Origin of the sequence: Micromonospora sp. CA-246542 (assembly GCF_050942905.1) — a bacterium.
Taxonomy (GTDB): domain Bacteria; phylum Actinomycetota; class Actinomycetes; order Mycobacteriales; family Micromonosporaceae; genus Micromonospora.
In genome coordinates this window covers 4824656-4843061 of sequence record NZ_CP192040.1, presented here as the reverse complement: position 1 = coordinate 4843061, position 18406 = coordinate 4824656, and the positions used below count along the sequence as shown (strand labels likewise).

Genomic DNA, 18406 nt, shown 5'->3' with positions numbered 1-18406 from the left:
TCCACCGCCGTCGAGGTGTAACACGCCACGACGAGAATGGCCGCTGTGGTGAAGTACCGCGGCGGCGTCAAAGATGTGCACGTGATCACTGACGGATCGTCCTCCGACGCCTCGCCACCCGACGCTGAGCGGCTTCGGCTCGCCCAGGCCGACTCGGGGGAGCAGGACTGGCGTGCATGGGGTCCCTATCTGTCCGAACGGGCGTGGGGGACGGTGCGGGAGGACTACAGCGAGCACGGTACGGCGTGGGACTACTTCCCACACGACCACGCGCGGTCCAGAGCCTACCGGTGGAATGAAGACGGCATGGCCGGCGTGTGCGACGACCGACAGACGTTCGCGTTCGCCCTGGCGCTGTGGAACGGCAAGGACCCGATCCTCAAGGAGCGGATGTTCGGCCTCGGCGGTGACAGCGGCAACCACGGGGAGGACGCCAAGGAGTACTGGTGGTACCTCGACAGCACCCCGACGCACTCCTGGATGCGCTGGCGCTACCACTACCCGCAGGCCGCCTTCCCGTACGACGAACTCGTCGCGGTGAACGCGCTGCGCGGCCGGGACGACACCGAGTACGAGCTCGTTGACACCGGCATCTTCGACGACGACCGGTACTGGGCGGTGACCGTCGACTACGCCAAGGCGTCCCCGACCGACCTGTGCATGGTGATCACCGTCGCCAACCGGGGCGATGCGGCGGCGACCCTGCACGTGCTGCCCACCCTCTGGTTCCGCAACACCTGGGCGTGGGGGCTGCCCGGCGGCGACCGGATTCCCCGGCTGACCGGGGAGGGCACCCGGCTGGTCGGCGAGCACCGGGTGCTCGGGCAACTGCTGCTCGAAGGCGACGGCGGCCCGGTGCCGCTGCTCTGCGACAACGACACCAACGCCGAACGGCTCTGGGGCCTGGCGGGCCGCTCGCCGTACCCGAAGGACGGCATCAACGACCACGTCGTCAACGGCGCGCCCACCGTCAACCCGGCCCGCGAGGGCACCAAGGGCGCGCTGCACTACGTGCTCGACGTGCCGGCCGGTGGGCAGCGCCAGATCCGGCTGCGGCTGACCCGTACCGCGTCGCCCCCGGCGGCCGGCCCACCGCCCCCCGCGGACCTGCGCGACGGCTTCGAGTCGGTGGTGTGGGCCCGGCGGGCCGAGGCGAACCGCTTCTTCGCCAACGTGATCCCCGAGGCCGCCACCGCCGACGAGGCGCTGGTCGCCCGGCAGGCCATCGCCGGGTTGATGTGGGGCAAGCAGTTCTACCACTTCGACGTCAAACGCTGGCTGGACGGCGACCCCGGGTCGACACCGCCGGCCGGGCGTCGGCACGGGCGCAACAGCGCCTGGTGGCACATGACCAGCTTCGACGTCATCTCCATGCCCGACCCCTGGGAGTACCCCTGGTACGCGGCCTGGGACCTGGCCTTCCACTGCGTGAGCATCGCCCGGGTCGACCCCGGCTTCGCCAAGGAGCAGATCCTGCTCCTGCTACGCGAGTGGTACCTGCACCCCAACGGGCAGATCCCGGCGTACGAGTGGGCGTTTGGCGACGTCAACCCGCCGGTGCACGCGTGGGCGGCGCTGAAGGTGTTCGAGATCGACGGCGGCAAGGACTTCGAGTTCCTGGGCCGGGTGATGCACAAGCTGCTGCTCAACTTCACCTGGTGGGTCAACCGCAAGGACACCGGCGGCAACAACGTCTTCGAGGGCGGCTTCCTGGGGCTGGACAACGTCGGACCGTTCGACCGCTCGGCGGCTCTGCCGGTGGCCGGCGTGCTGGAGCAGTCCGACGGCACCGGCTGGATGGCCATGTACGCGCTCAACCTGCTCGACATGGCCATCGTGCTGGCCGAGCACGACCGGACCTGGGTGGACACGGCCACCAAGTTCTTCGAGCACTTCCTCTACATCGCCGCCGCCGCGTACGAGCAGGGGCTGTGGGACGACGAGGACGCGTTCTTCTACGACGTGCTGCGGCTCGCCGACGGCACGAAGGTGCCGCTGAAGGTCCGCTCGGTGGTCGGGCTGCTGCCGCTGGCCGCCACCACCCGCCTCACCGCCAAGACCCTGCACCACCTGCCGGAGCTGGGCGCCCGGCTGCGCTGGTTCCTCACCAACCGCCCGGAGTACGCCGAGGTCATCGGCACCCGACGGATCGGCCCGGACGGCCGCCAGCAGCGGCTGCTGTCCATGGTCGGCCAGGAGCAGGTGGTCCGGCTGCTCGCCCGGATGCTCGACACCGACGAGTTCCTCTCCGATTTCGGCCTCCGCACGTTGTCCCGCGCGCACCTGGACAAGCCGTTCTCGGTCAACCTCGGCGGGCAGGAGTTCTCCGTGGGCTACGAGCCGGCCGAGTCGACGAGCGGCCTGTTCGGGGGTAACTCGAACTGGCGTGGGCCGATCTGGATGCCGACGAACTTCCTGCTGATCAGCGCGTTGCGCGACTACGCCGCGTTCTTCGGGGACCACCTCCAGGTGGAGTATCCGACGCGCTCGGGGGTGAAGCTCTCGCTGGACGAGATCGCTGACGACCTGTCGAGGAGACTGATCTCGCTCTTCACCCAGGACGACTGGGGTCGCCGACCGATCTACGGCGCGGCGCGGCTGTTCCAGACCCACCCCGACTGGCGGGACCTGGTCGCCTTCCCCGAGTATTTCCACGGCGACAACGGCGCCGGCCTGGGCGCCTGGCACCAGACCGGCTGGACGGCGCTGGTCGCCGACCTGATCCTCACCCTGCGCCGTTGATCCCTGCAAGAGCGCTTCCGATGGTGCCTTCGTTACGGGAACACCCCGTGTAGGGGCATTGATATTCGCCACGCTCCTTGGCTGCCTCTCCGGGTTGTTGCCCGTACCTCGTGGACCTAGCCTGAGCCCGCTCGAGTACAACGGGGGAGCGGCGCGATGAAGCTACAGATCAGGCTGCTGGGCACTGTGGAGCTGTGGGTCGACGGTCAGATCGTCACACCCGGCGCGGCGAAGCGCCGAGCGGTTCTCGCCGGCCTGGCCTTGGAGGCGAACCACGCCGTCTCGTTGCCCCGCTTGGCGGAGATGGTCTGGCCGGAGACCCCTCCAGCGTCCGCGGTGGCGAATCTGCGGACCCACGCGGCGATGCTGCGCCGCGTGCTGGGGGATCGCCTGGTCGCCCGGCCCAACGCCTACGAGCTGCGGCTGGCGCCGGGCGAGCTGGATGTCGCCGAGTTCCAGCGGCTGGCCGGGGAGGGACGCGCGCTGGCCAGTGTCGAGAGTGCCGAGGCCATCACCGCGCTCAACGCCGCCCTGTCGTGCTGGCGCGGCCCGTCCGGTGACGGCCTGCCGCGCGGCACCGCGCTGGACAACCGGTGGACCACTCTGGAGGAACAGCGACTCCAGGTGTTCGAGGAACTGGCCGACGCGCGGCTGGCCGCCGGGCAACACGGTCAGCTCCTACCCGAGCTGCGCAGACACCTCGCCGCCCACCCGCTGCGGGAGCGTGCGTGGGGGCAGTTGATGCTCGCGCTCTACCGCTGCGGTGACGTGCCAGCCGCGCTCACCGTCTTCCGGCACGCCCGTACGGTCCTGCACGAGCAGCTCGCGATCGAACCCGGCGACGAACTGGCCGGCCTGCACCGCGCGATGCTCGACCGGGCGCCGGAGCTGGCGTACGTGCCGGCTGCCGCGTCGACCGTTGTCGCGCCGGCTGCGCAGACCCGACCCAACCCTGGCTGGACGGTGCCCCGGGAGCTGCCCGCCACCCCGGCGACGTTCGTCGGCCGTACCAGGGAGACCGCCCAGGTCGTGGCAGCCCTCAGTAGCGCGCCGTCGGCCGCCGTGGTCGTCGCTGGCGCGGCGGGCAGCGGCAAGACCGCGCTCGTGGTGCGTGCCGCGCACACCGTGGCCGGTGACTTCCCGGACGGGCAGGTCTTCGTTGACCTCGGCTACGACACCACGATGACGCCGAGCGAAGTGCTGGCCCGGGTCCTGCGCGCGCTCGGTGTCCCCTCGGCCGATATCCCCGGGAACAGCGAGGAGCGGGCGGGTTGGTTCCGTTCTCTCGTGGCGGGGCGCCGGTTGCTGCTGGTCGTCGACGGGGCCACCAGGGCGAACCAGGTGCGGCCACTGCTCCCCGCCGGTCCGGGGCCGGCCCTCGTCGTCGTCGGGCAGCGGCACCTCAGCAGCCTGGACGGCGTACGCCGGGTGACGCTGCACCCGCTGGGCGCCGTGCCGGCGCGTGACCTGCTGGCCGCCTTCGCGGGCCCGGAGCGGCTGGTCGCCGACCCGGCTGCCGCCGCGGAGCTGGCGCGGCTCTGCGCTGGTTCGGTCCTGGCGCTGCGGATCGTGGGCAGCCGTCTGGCCGGGTGCCCAGCCATGCCGGTGGCCGGAATGGTCCGGGAGCTGCGCGACGGGCCGGACCGGCTGGACCTGCTGGCCTACGAGGACCTCTCGGTGCGGGCGAGCCTCGCCGCTGGGGTCGCGGCGGTCCGTTCCGATGACGAGGTAGCCGGACGGCTGCTCGAACTGCTCGCCACCCAGCCCGACCATCCGGCTCTGCTGGACCACGCCGCGGCGCAACTCGGCGTCTCCACCCGGCGGCTACGCCGTGCCCTGGAAGGCCTGGTCGACGCGCACCTCATCGATCGGGTATCCGCCGGCGGCTACTCGGTGCCCGCCCTGGTCCGTGACTACGCCGTCGAACTGGCCCTGCCGCCCACGCAGACCGGCCCACTGCCCAGACGGCGGGGGCATCCGCCGGTGGCGGCCTGACCCGGTACGACCGGCCGACCGTCGTCTACCGCCGGGAAGTCGTCGCAGAGTATGTCTTGCGGTATGCGGCCATTGGTCCAGCGTGTTTGTCCTGCCCAGCCCCGTCGGACGGCGCAAACCTGGAAGGTATCTGGGAGATAGCCGGCCGAGTATTCCTCGTTCCTAGCCTTCACCCGTTGTATAGACGAACGGGCCGGAGGGTTACGGGTGAAACGACGATCACGAGGTCCCCTGATCGGGGGGCTGGCGCTGGTCATGGTGGCCACGCTCGGCGGGATGGAGGTCCTACCGGACCGCACTCCGCAGCGCACCGACCAGGTGGACGTGGCGAAGGACGACGAGGGCCTGATCGCCCGACTTGGCGGGGCGGCCCGGCAGTTGGTGAACGGCGGTCCGCGCGGCGCGGAACCGGAGGTGGTCAGCGCCGGGCTGTCGGTCAACGAGCAGCCACCGCCGGCGAAGAAGCTGCCGACGCCGAAGCGGGTGCGGGAGGTGCCGGAGCGGCGAACCGCCAACGGGCGGGTCTTCCAGCTCTCCGACGGTCGCCTCCAGGCTGAGCTGTCGGCGCTGCCGATGAACTACCGCGACGGCAAGGGCCACTGGCAGCCGATCGACACGCGGGTCGTGCCTGCCAACCGGGGCGGGTACGTCCAGCAGAACGCCACCAACAGCTTCACCAGCCTCTTCGGGGGACGCACCGACAACCTGGTGCGCTTCGAGCGGAACGGCCGCGCGGTGCAGTTGGGCCTCGCCGGTGGTGAGCGGGCCGCCGCGCCGACCGTCGACGGCTCGACGGTCACCTACTCCGGTCTGGCCGGTGGCGCGGATCTCGTCTATGACGTCACCGCCGGCGCGCTCAAGGAGAAGATCGTGCTGCGCCAAGCCCCGCCGGGGCCGGTGTCGTACACCTTCACGCTCGACACCAGAGGTCTGGTGGCGCAGCAGCGCGCGGACGGCTCCATCGCGTTCCTCCGACCCGACGGCGGCGACCCCGAACTGGTCATGCCCCCGCCGTACATGTACGACAGCGCCCGTACGCCGTCCACCAGCACCGCGGTAACTCAGCGGGTCCAGCAGATGTACGGGCAGACCACGGTCACCGTCTCGGCGGACGCCTCGTGGCTGCGCGACAAGGCCCGAACGTACCCAGTGGTCATCGACCCGACCATCAAGATCCAGCCGGTGCCGGTCGACGGCCAGGACGTGCAGATCTCGTCGGGCAGCCCGGGCACCAACTTCAACAACACCTACCAGCTCAAGGTGGGCACCGGCAACGACGCGACCTGGCGTTCGTTGCTGAAGTTCGACGTGACCCAGATCCCGGCGAACACCACGATCGACGACGCCGAGGTGATGGTCTACTACGACCAGAGCCTGGACAACATCTACGCCAACAACGTGCCGATGGAGGTCCAGCGGGTCAAGTCGAGCTGGACCGAGGGCTCCGCGACCTGGACCTCGATGAGCGGGGCCGGCGACACCACGCTGCCCGGCACCATCGTCACCGTGGACGACGGCGACACCAACGCCACGGCCAAGGGCACCTGGAACGCCTCCACCAGCAGCCTGACCGCGTACGCGGTGGGCAAGGACTACCGGGTCAACAGCGACGCGGTCACCGGTGACACCTACACGTACACGCCGAACCTGACCGAGGCGGGCGAGTACAAGGTCGAGGCGCACTACGTGGGCGCCTCGGACCGCGCGGACGCCGCGTCGTACACCGTCTACCACAAGGGTGGCAGCAAGACCGTTCCGGTCGACCAGCGCACCCCGAACGGCACGGGGGCATGGGTCAACCTGGGCTTCTACCCGTTCGACGCTGGCACCACCGGCAAGGTCGTGCTCGGCGACCAGGCCAACAAGGCGGTCATCGCCGACGCCGTACGGTTCAGCAAGAACGGCGCAATGAAGGAGGCGTCGCGCTCCAGCACCTGGCTGTCGTTCCCGGTGCGCGGCCTCGTCCAGCAGTGGGCCAGCGGCACCCAGCCCAACTACGGCGTGATGCTGAAGGCCAAGAACGAGACGCTGGCCAAGCAGGGTGGCGCCATCTTCGAGGCCTCCGAGTACGCCTACATGAACGACCGGCGGGACTACAACCTGCCGAAGCTCGTCGTCACGTACGGCCGACCGGGTGTGGCGGTGAACCCGCCCACCACGATCACGTCGACCGGTGCCGTGCTGGACTGGCCGAAGTACAAGGACCCGGACGGGCAGGCCGGTACCGGCGACGACGTCGTCGAGTACCAGGTGCACCGCAGCCCCAACCAGACGTACACCCCGAGCGCGGCGACGTTGATCGCCCCGGTCTCGGCGACCACGTTGTCCTTCCAGGACACCACGGCCACCCCCACGCCGGCGGACAAGACCGACCCGATGGACCGGCAGTTCTACTACTACATGGTGGTGGCCAAGACGGCCGACGGGCAGCTCGTTGCCGGGCCGACGGTGCCCGCCATGCTGCCCAAGGCCGGTCAGATCACCAAGATCTTCCGGACCGGGGTTACCGACACCACCCTGTCCAAGGGTCTGCCCACCACCAACGTCAACGTCTACGACGGCGACCCGTACGTCGGCGTGGGTAACAACTCACCCACCTACGGCGTGACGCGTGGCGTGGTGAAGTGGTCCAGCCTGGGCGGGGCGATCCCGACCAACGCCCAGGTCACCGCGGCTCAACTGCGGATGTGGAACATCTCCCTTCAACCGGGGACGGACCAGTCCCAGTACGTCGACGTCTACAAGCTGAACCGAAGCTTCAACGAGGGGTCCGCCACCTGGAACACCTACGACGGCACCAACGCGTGGACCGCCGGTGGTGACTACGACACCTCGTGGAAGGCGGGCTTCAACGGCTTCACCAACGACCCGGAGTGGGAGACGTGGGACGTCACCAGCCCGGTGAAGGGCTGGGTCGCCACGCCCAGCACCAACAACGGCCTGCTGCTGCGGATGCGCGACGAGACCAACCAGAACGCCCGCGCGATGATGCTCGCCTCCGAGGCCGAGGACTCGATGTTCGAGCCGACGCTGGAGGTCACCTACCTGGAGCAGACCCCCGAGTCGACCTACTACGCGGCGAAGACGCCCACGAACCTGGCGCCGGCGTCGACGTACACCGCCCCGGTGTCGGTGTCGAACCCCACCCAGGCGGCCTGGAAGACCACCGACTGGGAGCTGGCGTACCAGTGGAGCCGCGCCAACGGTGAGGCGGTGACCGACGCCAACGCGGTCGTCGCGACCCCGCTGCCCGCGGACATCCCGGCCGGCGGCACCGTGGACCTGACCGCGCAGGTCAAGACCCCGGCGAGCACCACCGAGGGCAACAAGCGCACCGACTACGTGCTGAGTTGGCAGTTGCGCAACAAGCTGACCGGGAAGTGGCTGTCGGACACCGCGCCGATCGCCGCCCTGCCGCAGAACGTGGCGGTGGTGGAGCCGACCTCCGACCAGCTCGGTCTGGAGAAGTTCTACTCGTACGCGGGGAAGAACACCGGCGCCGGCGGCACCCTGATGAACAACCTGTACTCGGGCAACACGGTGTGGTCGTACGACGCGTTGAGCAACCCGTCCCGGGGCCTGTCGACGTTCGTCCGGATGTCCTACAACTCGTTGGACACGTCCGACACCGTCGCCGGATACGGCTGGTCCCTACAGGCGTCGTCGCTCATGCGGCTGGGCAGCCCGCTGGACTTCCACCCCAACCCGAACCCGACGAAGATCACCATGACCGATGGTGACGGCACCAGCCACTGGTTCACCTGGGACTCGGCGACCTCCACGTGGAAGAGCCCGAAGGGCGTGCACCTCTACCTGGAGAAGATCACCACCACGGACTGCAAGCCGAACACCCAGGAGCCGAGGGCCTGGCGGCTGACCAAGCCGGACCGTACCCAGTTCTGGTACGACTGCGAGGGCTTCCTCACCAGCACGGTGGACAAGAACGGCAACACGATGTCGTTCACCTACGAGGAGCGCAAGTCCAACAACAAGCCGACCAAGTTCCTTCGGTACATCACCGACGCGGCCGGCCGGAAGACCCTGACGATCGACTACTACGCCAAGGGTCAGACCTTCGACTACATCAACGACACCACCTGGGCCCGGGTGTCCGGGGCGACGAACCTGACCAACCCGAAGATCATCGACCACATCTCGCAGATCACCGACATCTCCGGTCGGAAGATGACCTTCACGTACACGGACAAGGGTCTTCTCGGCGAGTTGGTGGACGGGTACGGCTCGAGCGGCACCATGGGCGCGCCGAAGACGTTCAAGTTCGCCTACGACATGACCCAGGGCAACAAGAACGTCAAGCTGGTCAAGGTCACCGACCCGCGCGGCAACGCCACCAACCTGACGTACAACTATCCGCAGGACGGTGACGACCCGAAGTTCCACTGGACCACCAAGTCGTACGCCGACCGGCTCGGCTACCCGACGACGTTCGCCTACACCGACCCGGACGGGCCCCAGGGCCAGACCATCAACGCGACGGTGACCGACGCGGAGAACCACGCGACGGCCTACGTGATGGACGGTTACGGCCGACCCACGCAGACCACCAACGCGAAGAACCAGGTCACCAAGCTCGGGTGGGACGCCGACCACAACGTCACGAGTCTCACCGAGGACAACCAGGCCGTGTCGACCTGGACGTACGACGCGAAGACCGGCTACCCGACCGAGATCAAGGACGCCGAGGCGGTCAAGAACGGCACGCCGGGCACGGTGTTGACCTACCAGCGTCAGCTCAACGGCTACGTCGCGGACCTCACCGAGAAGACCAGCCCCGAGGGCCGCAAGTGGAGCTTCACCTACGAGCCCGACGGTGACCTGGCGAGCGTCACGGACCCGATGGGCACCTCGACCACGACGGCCGGTGACTACACCACCTACAACACCTACGACGCCTGGGGGCAGCTCGACACGGCCAAGGACGCCAACGGCAACCTCACCAAGTACAGCCGTTACGACGCCAACGGCTACCCGCAGACGATCACGGATTCCCTGACCAGGGCGACCACCTTCGTCTACGACGTCCGCGGCCAGGTCACCAAGGTCACCGACGCGCTGAACAAGGACATCACCCAGACGTACGACACCTTCGGTCGTCCGCTGATCAGCAAGACGCCGAAGGACCAGGCCGCCGGGGTGTACATCACCACTCCGGCGCCGACCTACGACGCGAACGACAACGTCACCCAGTCGATCGCGCCGAACGGGGCAGTCTCCACGGCCTCCTACGACGCGGCCGACGAACTCACCTGGGCGAAGGCACCCGTCGACGTGGCCGGGGATCCGGAGCGCAAGACGTCGTTCACCTACGACAAGGTCGGCAACCTCCGCACCACGACCGAGCCCAAGGGCAACCTCCCCGACGCGAACCCCGCCGACTACCAGACGACGAACGCGTACGACGAGATCTACCAGCTGGTTTCGGTGACGAATGCCAAGGGCGACAAGATCACCTATCAGTACGACAACGTGGGCAACGTGGAGAAGGTGGTGGACCCGCGTAAGAACGCGACCACCGACACCCTCGACTACACGTCGACGATGACGTACGACCTCGCGCACCGGGTCACGAAGGCTACCGATGCGCTGGGCAAGTTCACCAGCAGCACCTACGACCGGGACGGTCTGGTCACCGGAAGTACCGACCAGCTCGGCAACACCACGCTGGTCAATCTCGACCGGCGCGGCAAGCCGACCGAGGTCAAGGTGCCGTACAAGGACGTCTCCGGCACCATCTCGTACCGCATCACGAAGTACGAGTACGACCAGGTAGGCAACACGACCAAGGTCATCAGCCCGCGGGGCGTGGCGACCACCGACGACCCGGACGACTTCGCCCAGGTCACCGTGTACGACGCGCTGAACCGGGTGAAGGAGACCCAGTCGGCGTACGACAAGGATGACGCCCGCTACACCACTGCCGACAAGACCACCTACACGTACGACGAGGTGGGCCGGCTGGCGACCTTGTCCGCGCCGCCGTCGGCGGGTCAGTCGGTGCGCAACGACACCACCTACAGCTACTACGACAACGGGTGGACGAAGTCCTCCTCCGACCCGTGGGACATCGTCACCTCGTACGACTACAACGAGCTGGGCGCGCAGACGGCCCGGACGATGACGTCGGCGGGCGGCTCCTCCAACCGGACCATGAGCTGGTCGTACTTCCCCGACGGAAAGTTGAAGGCTCGGTCCGACGACGGTGTGCCGGTGGGCAAGCACGTGGTGCTGGTCGACAACTCGGAGTTCAACAACACCACCGCGACGGGCACCTGGCCGACGGCCAACACGGCCACCAACAGGTACGGCATCGACTACGCCACCCACGCGGCGGGCACGGGCACCAACGTGTTCACCTGGCAGTTGAACGTGCCCCAGTCGGGCACCTACCAGGTGTACGCCCGCTTCCCGACGGTGTCCGGGGCGGCGACCGACGCGAAGTACACGGTCAGCTCCAGCGCGGGCCCGACGGTGAAGACGGTCAACCAGACCGCCGGCGCCGGCACCTGGGTCAGCCTCGGGTCCTACAGCTTCGCCGAGGGCAACGCCCAGAAGGTGACGCTGTCGGACCAGGCAACGGGCACGGTCGTCGCCGACGCGGTCAAGCTGGTCCGCGACAACTCGGGCGACGTCGACAACGAGAAGCACGACTACAGCTACCGGTACGACGCCAACGGCAACCTGACCACGATCACGGACGCCTCGCCCGGTGCCCGCGTGGACAGCTATGCCGTGTCGTACACGAGGTTGAACCAGGTCGACAAGGTCATCGAGTCGAAGTCGGGCGCGGTGGTCAACTCGACGTCGTTCACCTACAACGAGAACAGCGCGCCGCTGACGACCAGCCACGACAAGCAGTACGCGTCCTACACGTACGACGAGCGCGACCTGGTCTCGAAGGTGACCAACGGCAAGTCCGCCACGGACGCGTCGCCGAAGGTCACGACCTACACCTACACGGACCGGGGAGAGAAGCTCAAGGAGGTCAAGGGCAACGGCAACAGCGTCGACTACACGTACTTCCTCGACGGCCTGCTGAAGTCCCAGACGGAGAAGAAGCCCAACGGGACCCTGGTCTCGGAGTCGACCCTCGACTACGACCTCAACGGCAACCGGTCGCACGACGTCACCAAAAAGATGAACGCCGACAACCACGGCGCCTATCTGACCACCACCAGTGACTTCACCTACGACCCGCGGGACCGGCTGGCCTCGGTGACGAAGACCGGTGACGGCGCCGGCACGGAAACCTACGTGCACGACGCGAACAACAACGTCACCAGTCAGACGGTGAAGGGCACACCGACCACGTTCAACTACGAGCGGAACCGTCTCCTGACGGCGGTGACCGGGGGTGCGACGGCGTCGTACAACTACGACCCGTTCGGCCGTCTGGACACCGTCACGGCGGCGGGGACGGTGATCGAGCGCAACGTGTACGACGGTTTCGATCACGTCGTCGAGAACCGGAAGAACAACGGCACCAGCACCTCGACGACGAAGTACACCTTCGACCCGATGGACCGCACGACGACCAAGACCACGGACGCCGGCGGTGCCAAGGAGAAGACCACCACGTTCAACTACCTCGGCATGTCCAGCGAGGTCCTGGACGAGGAGGTCGCCGGGAAGCTGACCAAGTCGTACCAGTACTCGCCGTGGGGCCAGCGCCTGTCGCAGATCACCCACAACACCGACGGCACCACCGAGGACGGCTACTACGGCTACAACCCGCACACCGACGTCGAGACCCTGACCGACAAGACCGGGGACACCAAGGCCACCTACGGCTACACCGCCTACGGCAAGAACGACGACGCCCAGTTCACGGGCATCGACAAGCCGGACGCGGCCGACCCGACCAAGGAGCCGTACAACGCCTACCGCTACAACGCCAAGCGGTGGGACCAGTCCTCCGGCAACTACGACATGGGCTTCCGTGACTACAGCCCAGGTCTGAACAGGTTCCTGTCCCGGGACAGCTACAACGGTGCCCTGGCCGACATGAACCTCGGCACCAGTCCCTTCACCGGCAACCGGTACGCCTTCGGCGGCGGCAACCCCATCAGCGCCGTCGAGATCGACGGTCACTCGTGGGGCGATTTCATCGACAACCTCCAAGGCTTCGGCAGTGGATTCGTCGACGGCGCCAAGGACGCGGCCAGCGGCCTGGGTCAACTCGGCTACGACGTGTTCGTTGGCAGCAGTCCCTTCGTCTCCGAGCAGACTCGCAACGAGACGAAGGCACGGGCGGAGGCCCGCGGCGACGCGGTCAAGAACCCCGGTCAGCTCTGGAACGCGGTGAAGCAGCCCTACGAGGAGGACATCAAGAACGGCAACGACGCGCATGCGGCCGGCCGAGCGGTCTTCGACCTAGCGACGCTGTTCCTCGGCGGCGGAGCGTCGAAGGCCGGAAAGGTAAGCAAGGCTGAAGAAGTCGTTGGCGGAGCCACCAACGCGGCTGCTCATGCCCGCTTCGCGACGCAGTTGAAGGTGGCTGAGGCGGCCAATCCGTTGGTCGAGTCGCTGCAGTCGACGGGCCGGCTCCCGGGCAACTATGTCACCAAGACCGCGGCGCAGGCGGCCGGTTACAAGCCGGGCAAGGCGCTGAACAACTACGTTCCTGGTGGTCAGATCGGCGGTGACATCTACCATAACTCGACCAACCTGCTGCCGTCAGCGCCAGGGCGCGTCTTTTACGAGGCAGACGTGGGGCTCAGCAATACCATGAGTCGAGCAAAGCAGCCTGGTAACCGCTTGGTATATTCGAATGACGGTTTGGCGTACGTCACGGGTGACCACTATGGGTCCTTCTATCAACTCCCGAACTGGAAGTGAAATGCTGGTAGAGTTGGATGGTCGGAAGATCAGATCGGCTGCTGAGTTCCATGCCGAGATAGCTCGTCTGCTTGACTTCGGGCCTTATTACGGGAAGAATCTGGACGCTCTTTGGGACCGCGTGAGCTTCGATGTTGAGCGTCCGGTGCGGCTGGTCTGGAATCACGCGCAGGTCAGCATGAAAGCCATGGGAAAGGACCGCTTTGACGAGATCGTGGCGATCCTGCGGCGAGCGGAGGAGTGGGATCGCGATCGAGGCGAAGCTGAACGATTTGAACTGTCAATAATTGAATGAAACGGGGTAGCTGCCGCTCGGCCCGGATGCGTGAGCCGAGCGGCAGCACTCCTCGTGCTGAGCCTGCGTCTCGAAAGCACCACCAGATAGCGAGGACGGCGAGGCCGCACACTGGCTCGGCTGACGGGGATGTGGGGGGCCGAGTGGAAACATTGCTTGACCTGGCTCGGACGTTGTCCACCGTGTTGAGCCTGCCGCGTGTTGAGTTGCAAAAGCCCTTGATTGAAGACTGGCGTCCAGAAATTGTAAAGGCCGTACTCGTCAGGCAGGAAGCTCAAGCTCTCGACGAGCTGTATGAGTACCCATTGCCTGAAGTGGCTGCCACCGAGGCGGAGCTCGTTGACGCCGAGCGAGTGGTAGGCGCCTTGGACCCACGGTATCGATCCTTGCTCAGATTTGCGAATGGATGGAAGGGCTTCCTGCAAGGCGTCGATCTCTTCGGGACCGCGCAGCTGCTCGGCGGGCCGTTGAAGCAGATTGCGACTGCTGGACAGCGAGAGGTAACGGGATCCGGCATTTTTAATGATGTCGGGTTTCGGATTGACGATGCGCTGGCAATTGGTGCCAGCGACACGCAGGCGGACCTGTGGTTCATCTCCGCAGCGGGTGACGAAGGCGCTGGTAAGGTGCTGTGGTTCTGGGGTGACGGGTTCGAAGTGTTTGGCTCGTTTGACGAGTTCTTTCTTTCAATGGTCGACTACAATCGACTGGAACTTCAGCGGCTGAAGAAGGGTGACAAATAGTTTCCCTGCGCGTTGATGAAACATTGAAATAGCGACTTGGGTCGGTAGTTCATCCTGTGTGAACTACCGACCCAAGAGCGCTCTAATACTCCAGCCGGGCATCGTGATCAAGGCTCGATGAGGGCTTGTCGGGCGCACACCGTCCCCAAGGTTAGGCCAGGCGATACGCCTCCACTGATCCTCCGTGCCGTCCCGGCGGGGAGCATGCGTTGAGGCTCGCGACCGTCGGAGGGCATGAAATGCGTCCGGGGTTGAGTTGGCCCGAGCTTGGCACCGCAGCGGATTTCTCCGGTGCGCCCCTTGGAGTGGTAGAGGCGAACGCCCGATTGCTTCTTCTGCTCCCCGCGCTGGGCGACCGAGATGTGCCGACCGAGGCGACGGCGAGAGTCGCCGCCGCACTGACATCTTGCGGCGCAGGGGCCAAGGTCGATGAGCTCGCCGCCCACTTGCTGGAGAGCCTGCCCCGACCACCCTGGCGAGATGTCAACGGCGTCCGGGTCAGCGATGGCCGGTACAGCATGCGTAACCCCGACGGCGGCGCTGGACCCAGCCCTGCGGACCTGCGGGAAATCTCGACAGCACTGGCGGAGATCAGTTGAGCGATCCGAGTGCGGGCTACTCGTAGCCGACGTGAATGATCAACTGCCCGTTCCGGGGTTCCGCCACCACGTAGACGGACCCGGGGTCGAGCAGCTTCGGCGGCAGGTCCTGCTGCTCGGACAGGCCCATCCGCTCGGCCAGCTCCTCGGGTGACTGGCCGGCCGGGGGCGCGACCGTGACCTGCCACGAGCACCCGCCGGAGGCGCACGTCTCGCTCTCGTCGACGACCGTCGCCCCGGCGGGCACGTCCGGGATGCGCCACTTCGGTGGCAACGACCCCTCGTCGCCGAACGCCCACAGCGCCGCGAACCACAGGCCCCAACCGCAGGCCAACAGGCCCACGACGCCGAGCCCGGCCAGGAAAAGGCGTCGAGGCGATCTCATCGCGCCAGGTTAGCGAGGCGCTGTGGAGATCCAGTGAACGTCAGCCGGTGAAGGGTTCGAGGCCGAGCCGGCCCCAGGCCACGAAGGCGGCCAGGGCGAGGTACACCGCGTTCACCGCGACGAACCTCGCCTCGTCGTAGCGCAGGTGGGTGATCATCGCGCCGATCATCAGCAGGATCCAGCAGATGGCGGTGACCGGCACCAGGACCGGTGCGATGTCGAGCACGGCGGGCAGGATCAGGCCGATGGCGGCCAGGAGTTCGAGCACCCCCAGGGTCTTGACGAAGCCGTCGCTGGCGTCCCCGGTCCACCCGCCGCCGCGGTGCGAGGCCAGCTTCTTGCGGGGTACGAAGGTCTTGGTGATGCCGCCGGCCAGCGCCACCGTGGCCAGCAGTCCGGCCGCGATCCACAGCGCGATGTTCATGGACGTTCCCTTCGGTTGAGGTCGACCAGGAGACACCGCCGGCCCGGTGGCTGTGACTCAGTCCGGTGGGTGATGTGCTGCACAGGCCCGTGGTGTCACAGGAGACCGTCGACCGGTGTCGGATGGTGGTGAGTCGACGTCGAGGACAGGAGTCGCGGATGGATCCCGCCGTGGACGCGTTCGTCACGCACCGGAACCTGCTTTTCACGGTGGCGTACGAGATGCTCGGCTCGGCGGCCGACGCGGAGGACGTACTCCAGGAGACCTGGCTGCGGTGGGCGGACGCCGACCACGCGGCGGTACGCGACGCGCGCGCCTACCTGGTCCGGATCACCACCCGCCAGTCCCTCAACCGGTTGCGGACGATCGGCCGGCGCAGGGAGTCCTATGTCGGCTCCTGGCTGCCCGAGCCGCTGCTGACCACGCCCGACGTCGCCGACGACGTCGAGCTGGCGGAGCACGTGTCGATGGCGATGCTGCTGGTGTTGGAGACGCTCGGCCCGACGGAACGGGCGGTGTTCGTGCTGCGGGAGGTGTTCGAGTTGGACTACGACGAGATCGCCGCGACCGTGGACAAGAGCCCCGCGGCGGTCCGCCAGATCGCCCACCGGGCACGGGCGCACGTCGCCGCGCGTCGACCGCGCGGCCGGGTCTCGGCGACCGAGGCGCGGCGTGCGTTGGAGGCGTTCCAGCGGGCCGTCGACCTGGGCGACGTGCAGGGTCTGCTCGACATCCTGGCGCCCGACGTCGTCCTGCTGGGCGACGGCGGCGGCATCAAGCAGGCGGTGCTGCGGCCCGTCGTCGGCGCGGACAAGGTGGCCCGTCTGCTGGCCTCCCGGCACGTGGTGGTCGCCGTCCTGTCGCTGCACCCGGCCGAGGTCAACGGCTGCCCGGCGTTGATCGTCCGGTTCGACGGCGAACTCGACACCGTCCTGACGGTGCGCGTCGACGACGGTCTCGTCACCGGTCTGTACGCCGTCCGCAACCCCGAGAAGCTGTCGCACATGCGCCAGGCCACGGCACTGCGTCGGTGATGGACGACGCCGGTCAGAACGGCGGCCTGGCCATCTCGCGGGGCCGGCGCCGGGAGTGTCGGGAGTCCGCACCGGCGACGCCGAGCAGCACCAGGGTGGCTGCCGCGCCGGCGGCGAGCGGTCGCAGGGGGAGGACCACCGGCAGCAGCAGGGCCATGACCAGCAGCCCGGCTGTCCGGGACCGGGAGATCCGGGAGAACACCTGGTATTCCAGGGCCGACCGTCCGGCGAGGAAGAGCGCCGGACCACCGAGGATGGCGATGAGCCAGGTCGGCGGGAGATGCCCGAACGGCTCGGTGATGTACAGCTCCATCCCGACGCCGGTCAGCACGATCCCGGCGATCATCGCCAGGTGCGCGAACGCCATGTCGGTGGCGAGCCGGGCGGCGTCACGCGAGGTGCCGACGGCGGCGTCCAGCGTCCCGCCGGCCAGGTGGAAGTAGATTCGCCACAGCAGGACCGTCGTCGCCAGCGCCAGCACGAAGGCGGCGGTCTGCGCGGCGTGGAAGCTGCTGCCGCTGAACGCCAGTCCGATGACGAAGATGGCCTCGCCGAGCGCGATGAGCAGGAACTGCTGGTAGCGCTCGGCCAGGTGCTCGGCGGCGAGTCCCTGCATGCCGAGTCGCTGCGCGCCGAGTCCCGGTGTCGGCCACCCGAGGTACGACCCGGTGTAGTCCACCAGGACGGCGACAGCCCAGAGCCAACCGCGAACGTCGCCGTCGTTCACAAGCCCACCGACGATCCAGAACGGCGCGTGCAGGCTGAGCCAGAACACGATCCGGACGGACTGGTGCGGGTCGGGGCCACCGTGGCCGGCGAGGTGGAAGTACCCCACCCGGGCGACCTGGAGTGCCACGAGCGTGATGGCGAAGAGCGAGGCCCGCGCGCCGAATCCGTCCGGTACGGCGACGGCCATCGTCATCGCGCCCGCCATCGTGATGACGATGACGGTCTGGACGATCATCGCCTCCGGGTCGAGCCAACTGGTCGACCAGACCGTCAGCGTCCAGACGCTCCACAGCGCCAGGAACAGCAGCAGTGCCTGACCGAGGCCCGCGAACTCGCCGCGCCCGCCCCCGGTGAAGTCGTCGATCAGCCGCAGGGAGATGCGGGTGAGGGCGAAGACGAAGACGAGGTCGAGGAACAGTTCCAGGAAGGTGGCCCGCTCGCGGGTGCCCGCGCCCCGCACCAACCCGCCGCCGGGCATCTCCCTCATCCGCCGACCGCCTCGGCGGGCGGACGCCGTCGAACGACCACGTGCCCTCCCGTCGCGGTGACCTGATCACCTAACGAACCACCACCGGGTACGGCAGCGAACGGCCTCTCAGCGGGC

Annotated in this window: 9 protein-coding genes; 6 read left to right on the top strand and 3 right to left on the bottom strand. The window is 67.6% G+C overall.

All coding sequences use genetic code 11. From position 1 onward, the window contains the following. The first annotated feature begins 36 nt into the window (after window positions 1-36). The 5 genes from ACQP0N_RS22370 to ACQP0N_RS22350 all read left to right on the top strand — a co-directional run bounded on the left by ACQP0N_RS22370 (window position 37) and on the right by ACQP0N_RS22350 (window position 14631). Window positions 37-2742 (top strand): MGH1-like glycoside hydrolase domain-containing protein, encoded by a 2706-nt coding sequence (locus ACQP0N_RS22370; protein WP_433113863.1) that lies wholly within the window; start codon window positions 37-39, stop codon window positions 2740-2742. Between the two features lie 156 nt (window positions 2743-2898). After that, on the top strand, window positions 2899-4737 hold the full coding sequence (locus tag ACQP0N_RS22365) for a BTAD domain-containing putative transcriptional regulator (protein ID WP_433113861.1): 1839 nt from the start codon (window positions 2899-2901) through the stop codon (window positions 4735-4737). Window positions 4738-4944: 207 nt separating this feature from the next. After that, window positions 4945-13593, top strand: coding sequence for a DNRLRE domain-containing protein (locus ACQP0N_RS22360; RefSeq protein ID WP_433113859.1), 8649 nt, complete (start codon window positions 4945-4947; stop codon window positions 13591-13593). 1 nt (window position 13594) lies between these two features. Continuing rightward, window positions 13595-13888 (top strand): barstar family protein, encoded by a 294-nt coding sequence (locus ACQP0N_RS22355; protein ID WP_377597792.1) that lies wholly within the window; start codon window positions 13595-13597, stop codon window positions 13886-13888. Between the two features lie 182 nt (window positions 13889-14070). Next, window positions 14071-14631, top strand: coding sequence for an SMI1/KNR4 family protein (locus tag ACQP0N_RS22350; protein WP_433113857.1), 561 nt, complete (start codon window positions 14071-14073; stop codon window positions 14629-14631). A 615-nt stretch (window positions 14632-15246) separates the two neighbouring features. Here ACQP0N_RS22350 and ACQP0N_RS22345 read toward each other — a convergent pair. Together ACQP0N_RS22345 and ACQP0N_RS22340 are read right to left on the bottom strand one after the other, a co-directional pair. Next, on the bottom strand, window positions 15247-15615 hold the full coding sequence (locus tag ACQP0N_RS22345; protein WP_433113855.1) for a hypothetical protein: 369 nt from the start codon (window positions 15613-15615) through the stop codon (window positions 15247-15249). Between the two features lie 40 nt (window positions 15616-15655). Next, complete coding sequence (locus tag ACQP0N_RS22340; RefSeq protein WP_433113853.1) at window positions 15656-16039, bottom strand: DoxX family protein; 384 nt, start codon at window positions 16037-16039, stop codon at window positions 15656-15658. Window positions 16040-16197: 158 nt separating this feature from the next. On the opposite strand from ACQP0N_RS22340, the gene ACQP0N_RS22335 reads away from it, so the two are divergent. Then, window positions 16198-17073, top strand: coding sequence for an RNA polymerase sigma-70 factor (locus ACQP0N_RS22335; protein ID WP_433113851.1), 876 nt, complete (start codon window positions 16198-16200; stop codon window positions 17071-17073). 13 nt (window positions 17074-17086) lie between these two features. Here ACQP0N_RS22335 and ACQP0N_RS22330 read toward each other — a convergent pair whose 3' ends face one another. After that, a complete protein-coding gene (locus ACQP0N_RS22330; RefSeq protein ID WP_433113849.1) occupies window positions 17087-18289 on the bottom strand; it encodes a low temperature requirement protein A in 1203 nt (400 codons plus the stop codon). Window positions 18290-18406: the final 117 nt, after the last annotated feature.

Bases quoted from the DNA above. Each gene is read 5' to 3' on its own strand.
- ACQP0N_RS22370 (WP_433113863.1), top strand. From the start codon at position 37: ATGGCCGCTGTGGTGAAGTACCGCGGCGGCGTCAAAGATGTGCACGTG.
- ACQP0N_RS22335 (WP_433113851.1), top strand. From the start codon at position 16,198: ATGGATCCCGCCGTGGACGCGTTCGTCACGCACCGGAACCTGCTTTTC.
- ACQP0N_RS22340 (WP_433113853.1), bottom strand. From the start codon at position 16,039: ATGAACATCGCGCTGTGGATCGCGGCCGGACTGCTGGCCACGGTGGCG.
- ACQP0N_RS22365 (WP_433113861.1), top strand. From the start codon at position 2,899: ATGAAGCTACAGATCAGGCTGCTGGGCACTGTGGAGCTGTGGGTCGAC.
- ACQP0N_RS22355 (WP_377597792.1), top strand. From the start codon at position 13,595: ATGCTGGTAGAGTTGGATGGTCGGAAGATCAGATCGGCTGCTGAGTTC.
- ACQP0N_RS22345 (WP_433113855.1), bottom strand. From the start codon at position 15,615: ATGAGATCGCCTCGACGCCTTTTCCTGGCCGGGCTCGGCGTCGTGGGC.
- ACQP0N_RS22330 (WP_433113849.1), bottom strand. From the start codon at position 18,289: ATGAGGGAGATGCCCGGCGGCGGGTTGGTGCGGGGCGCGGGCACCCGC.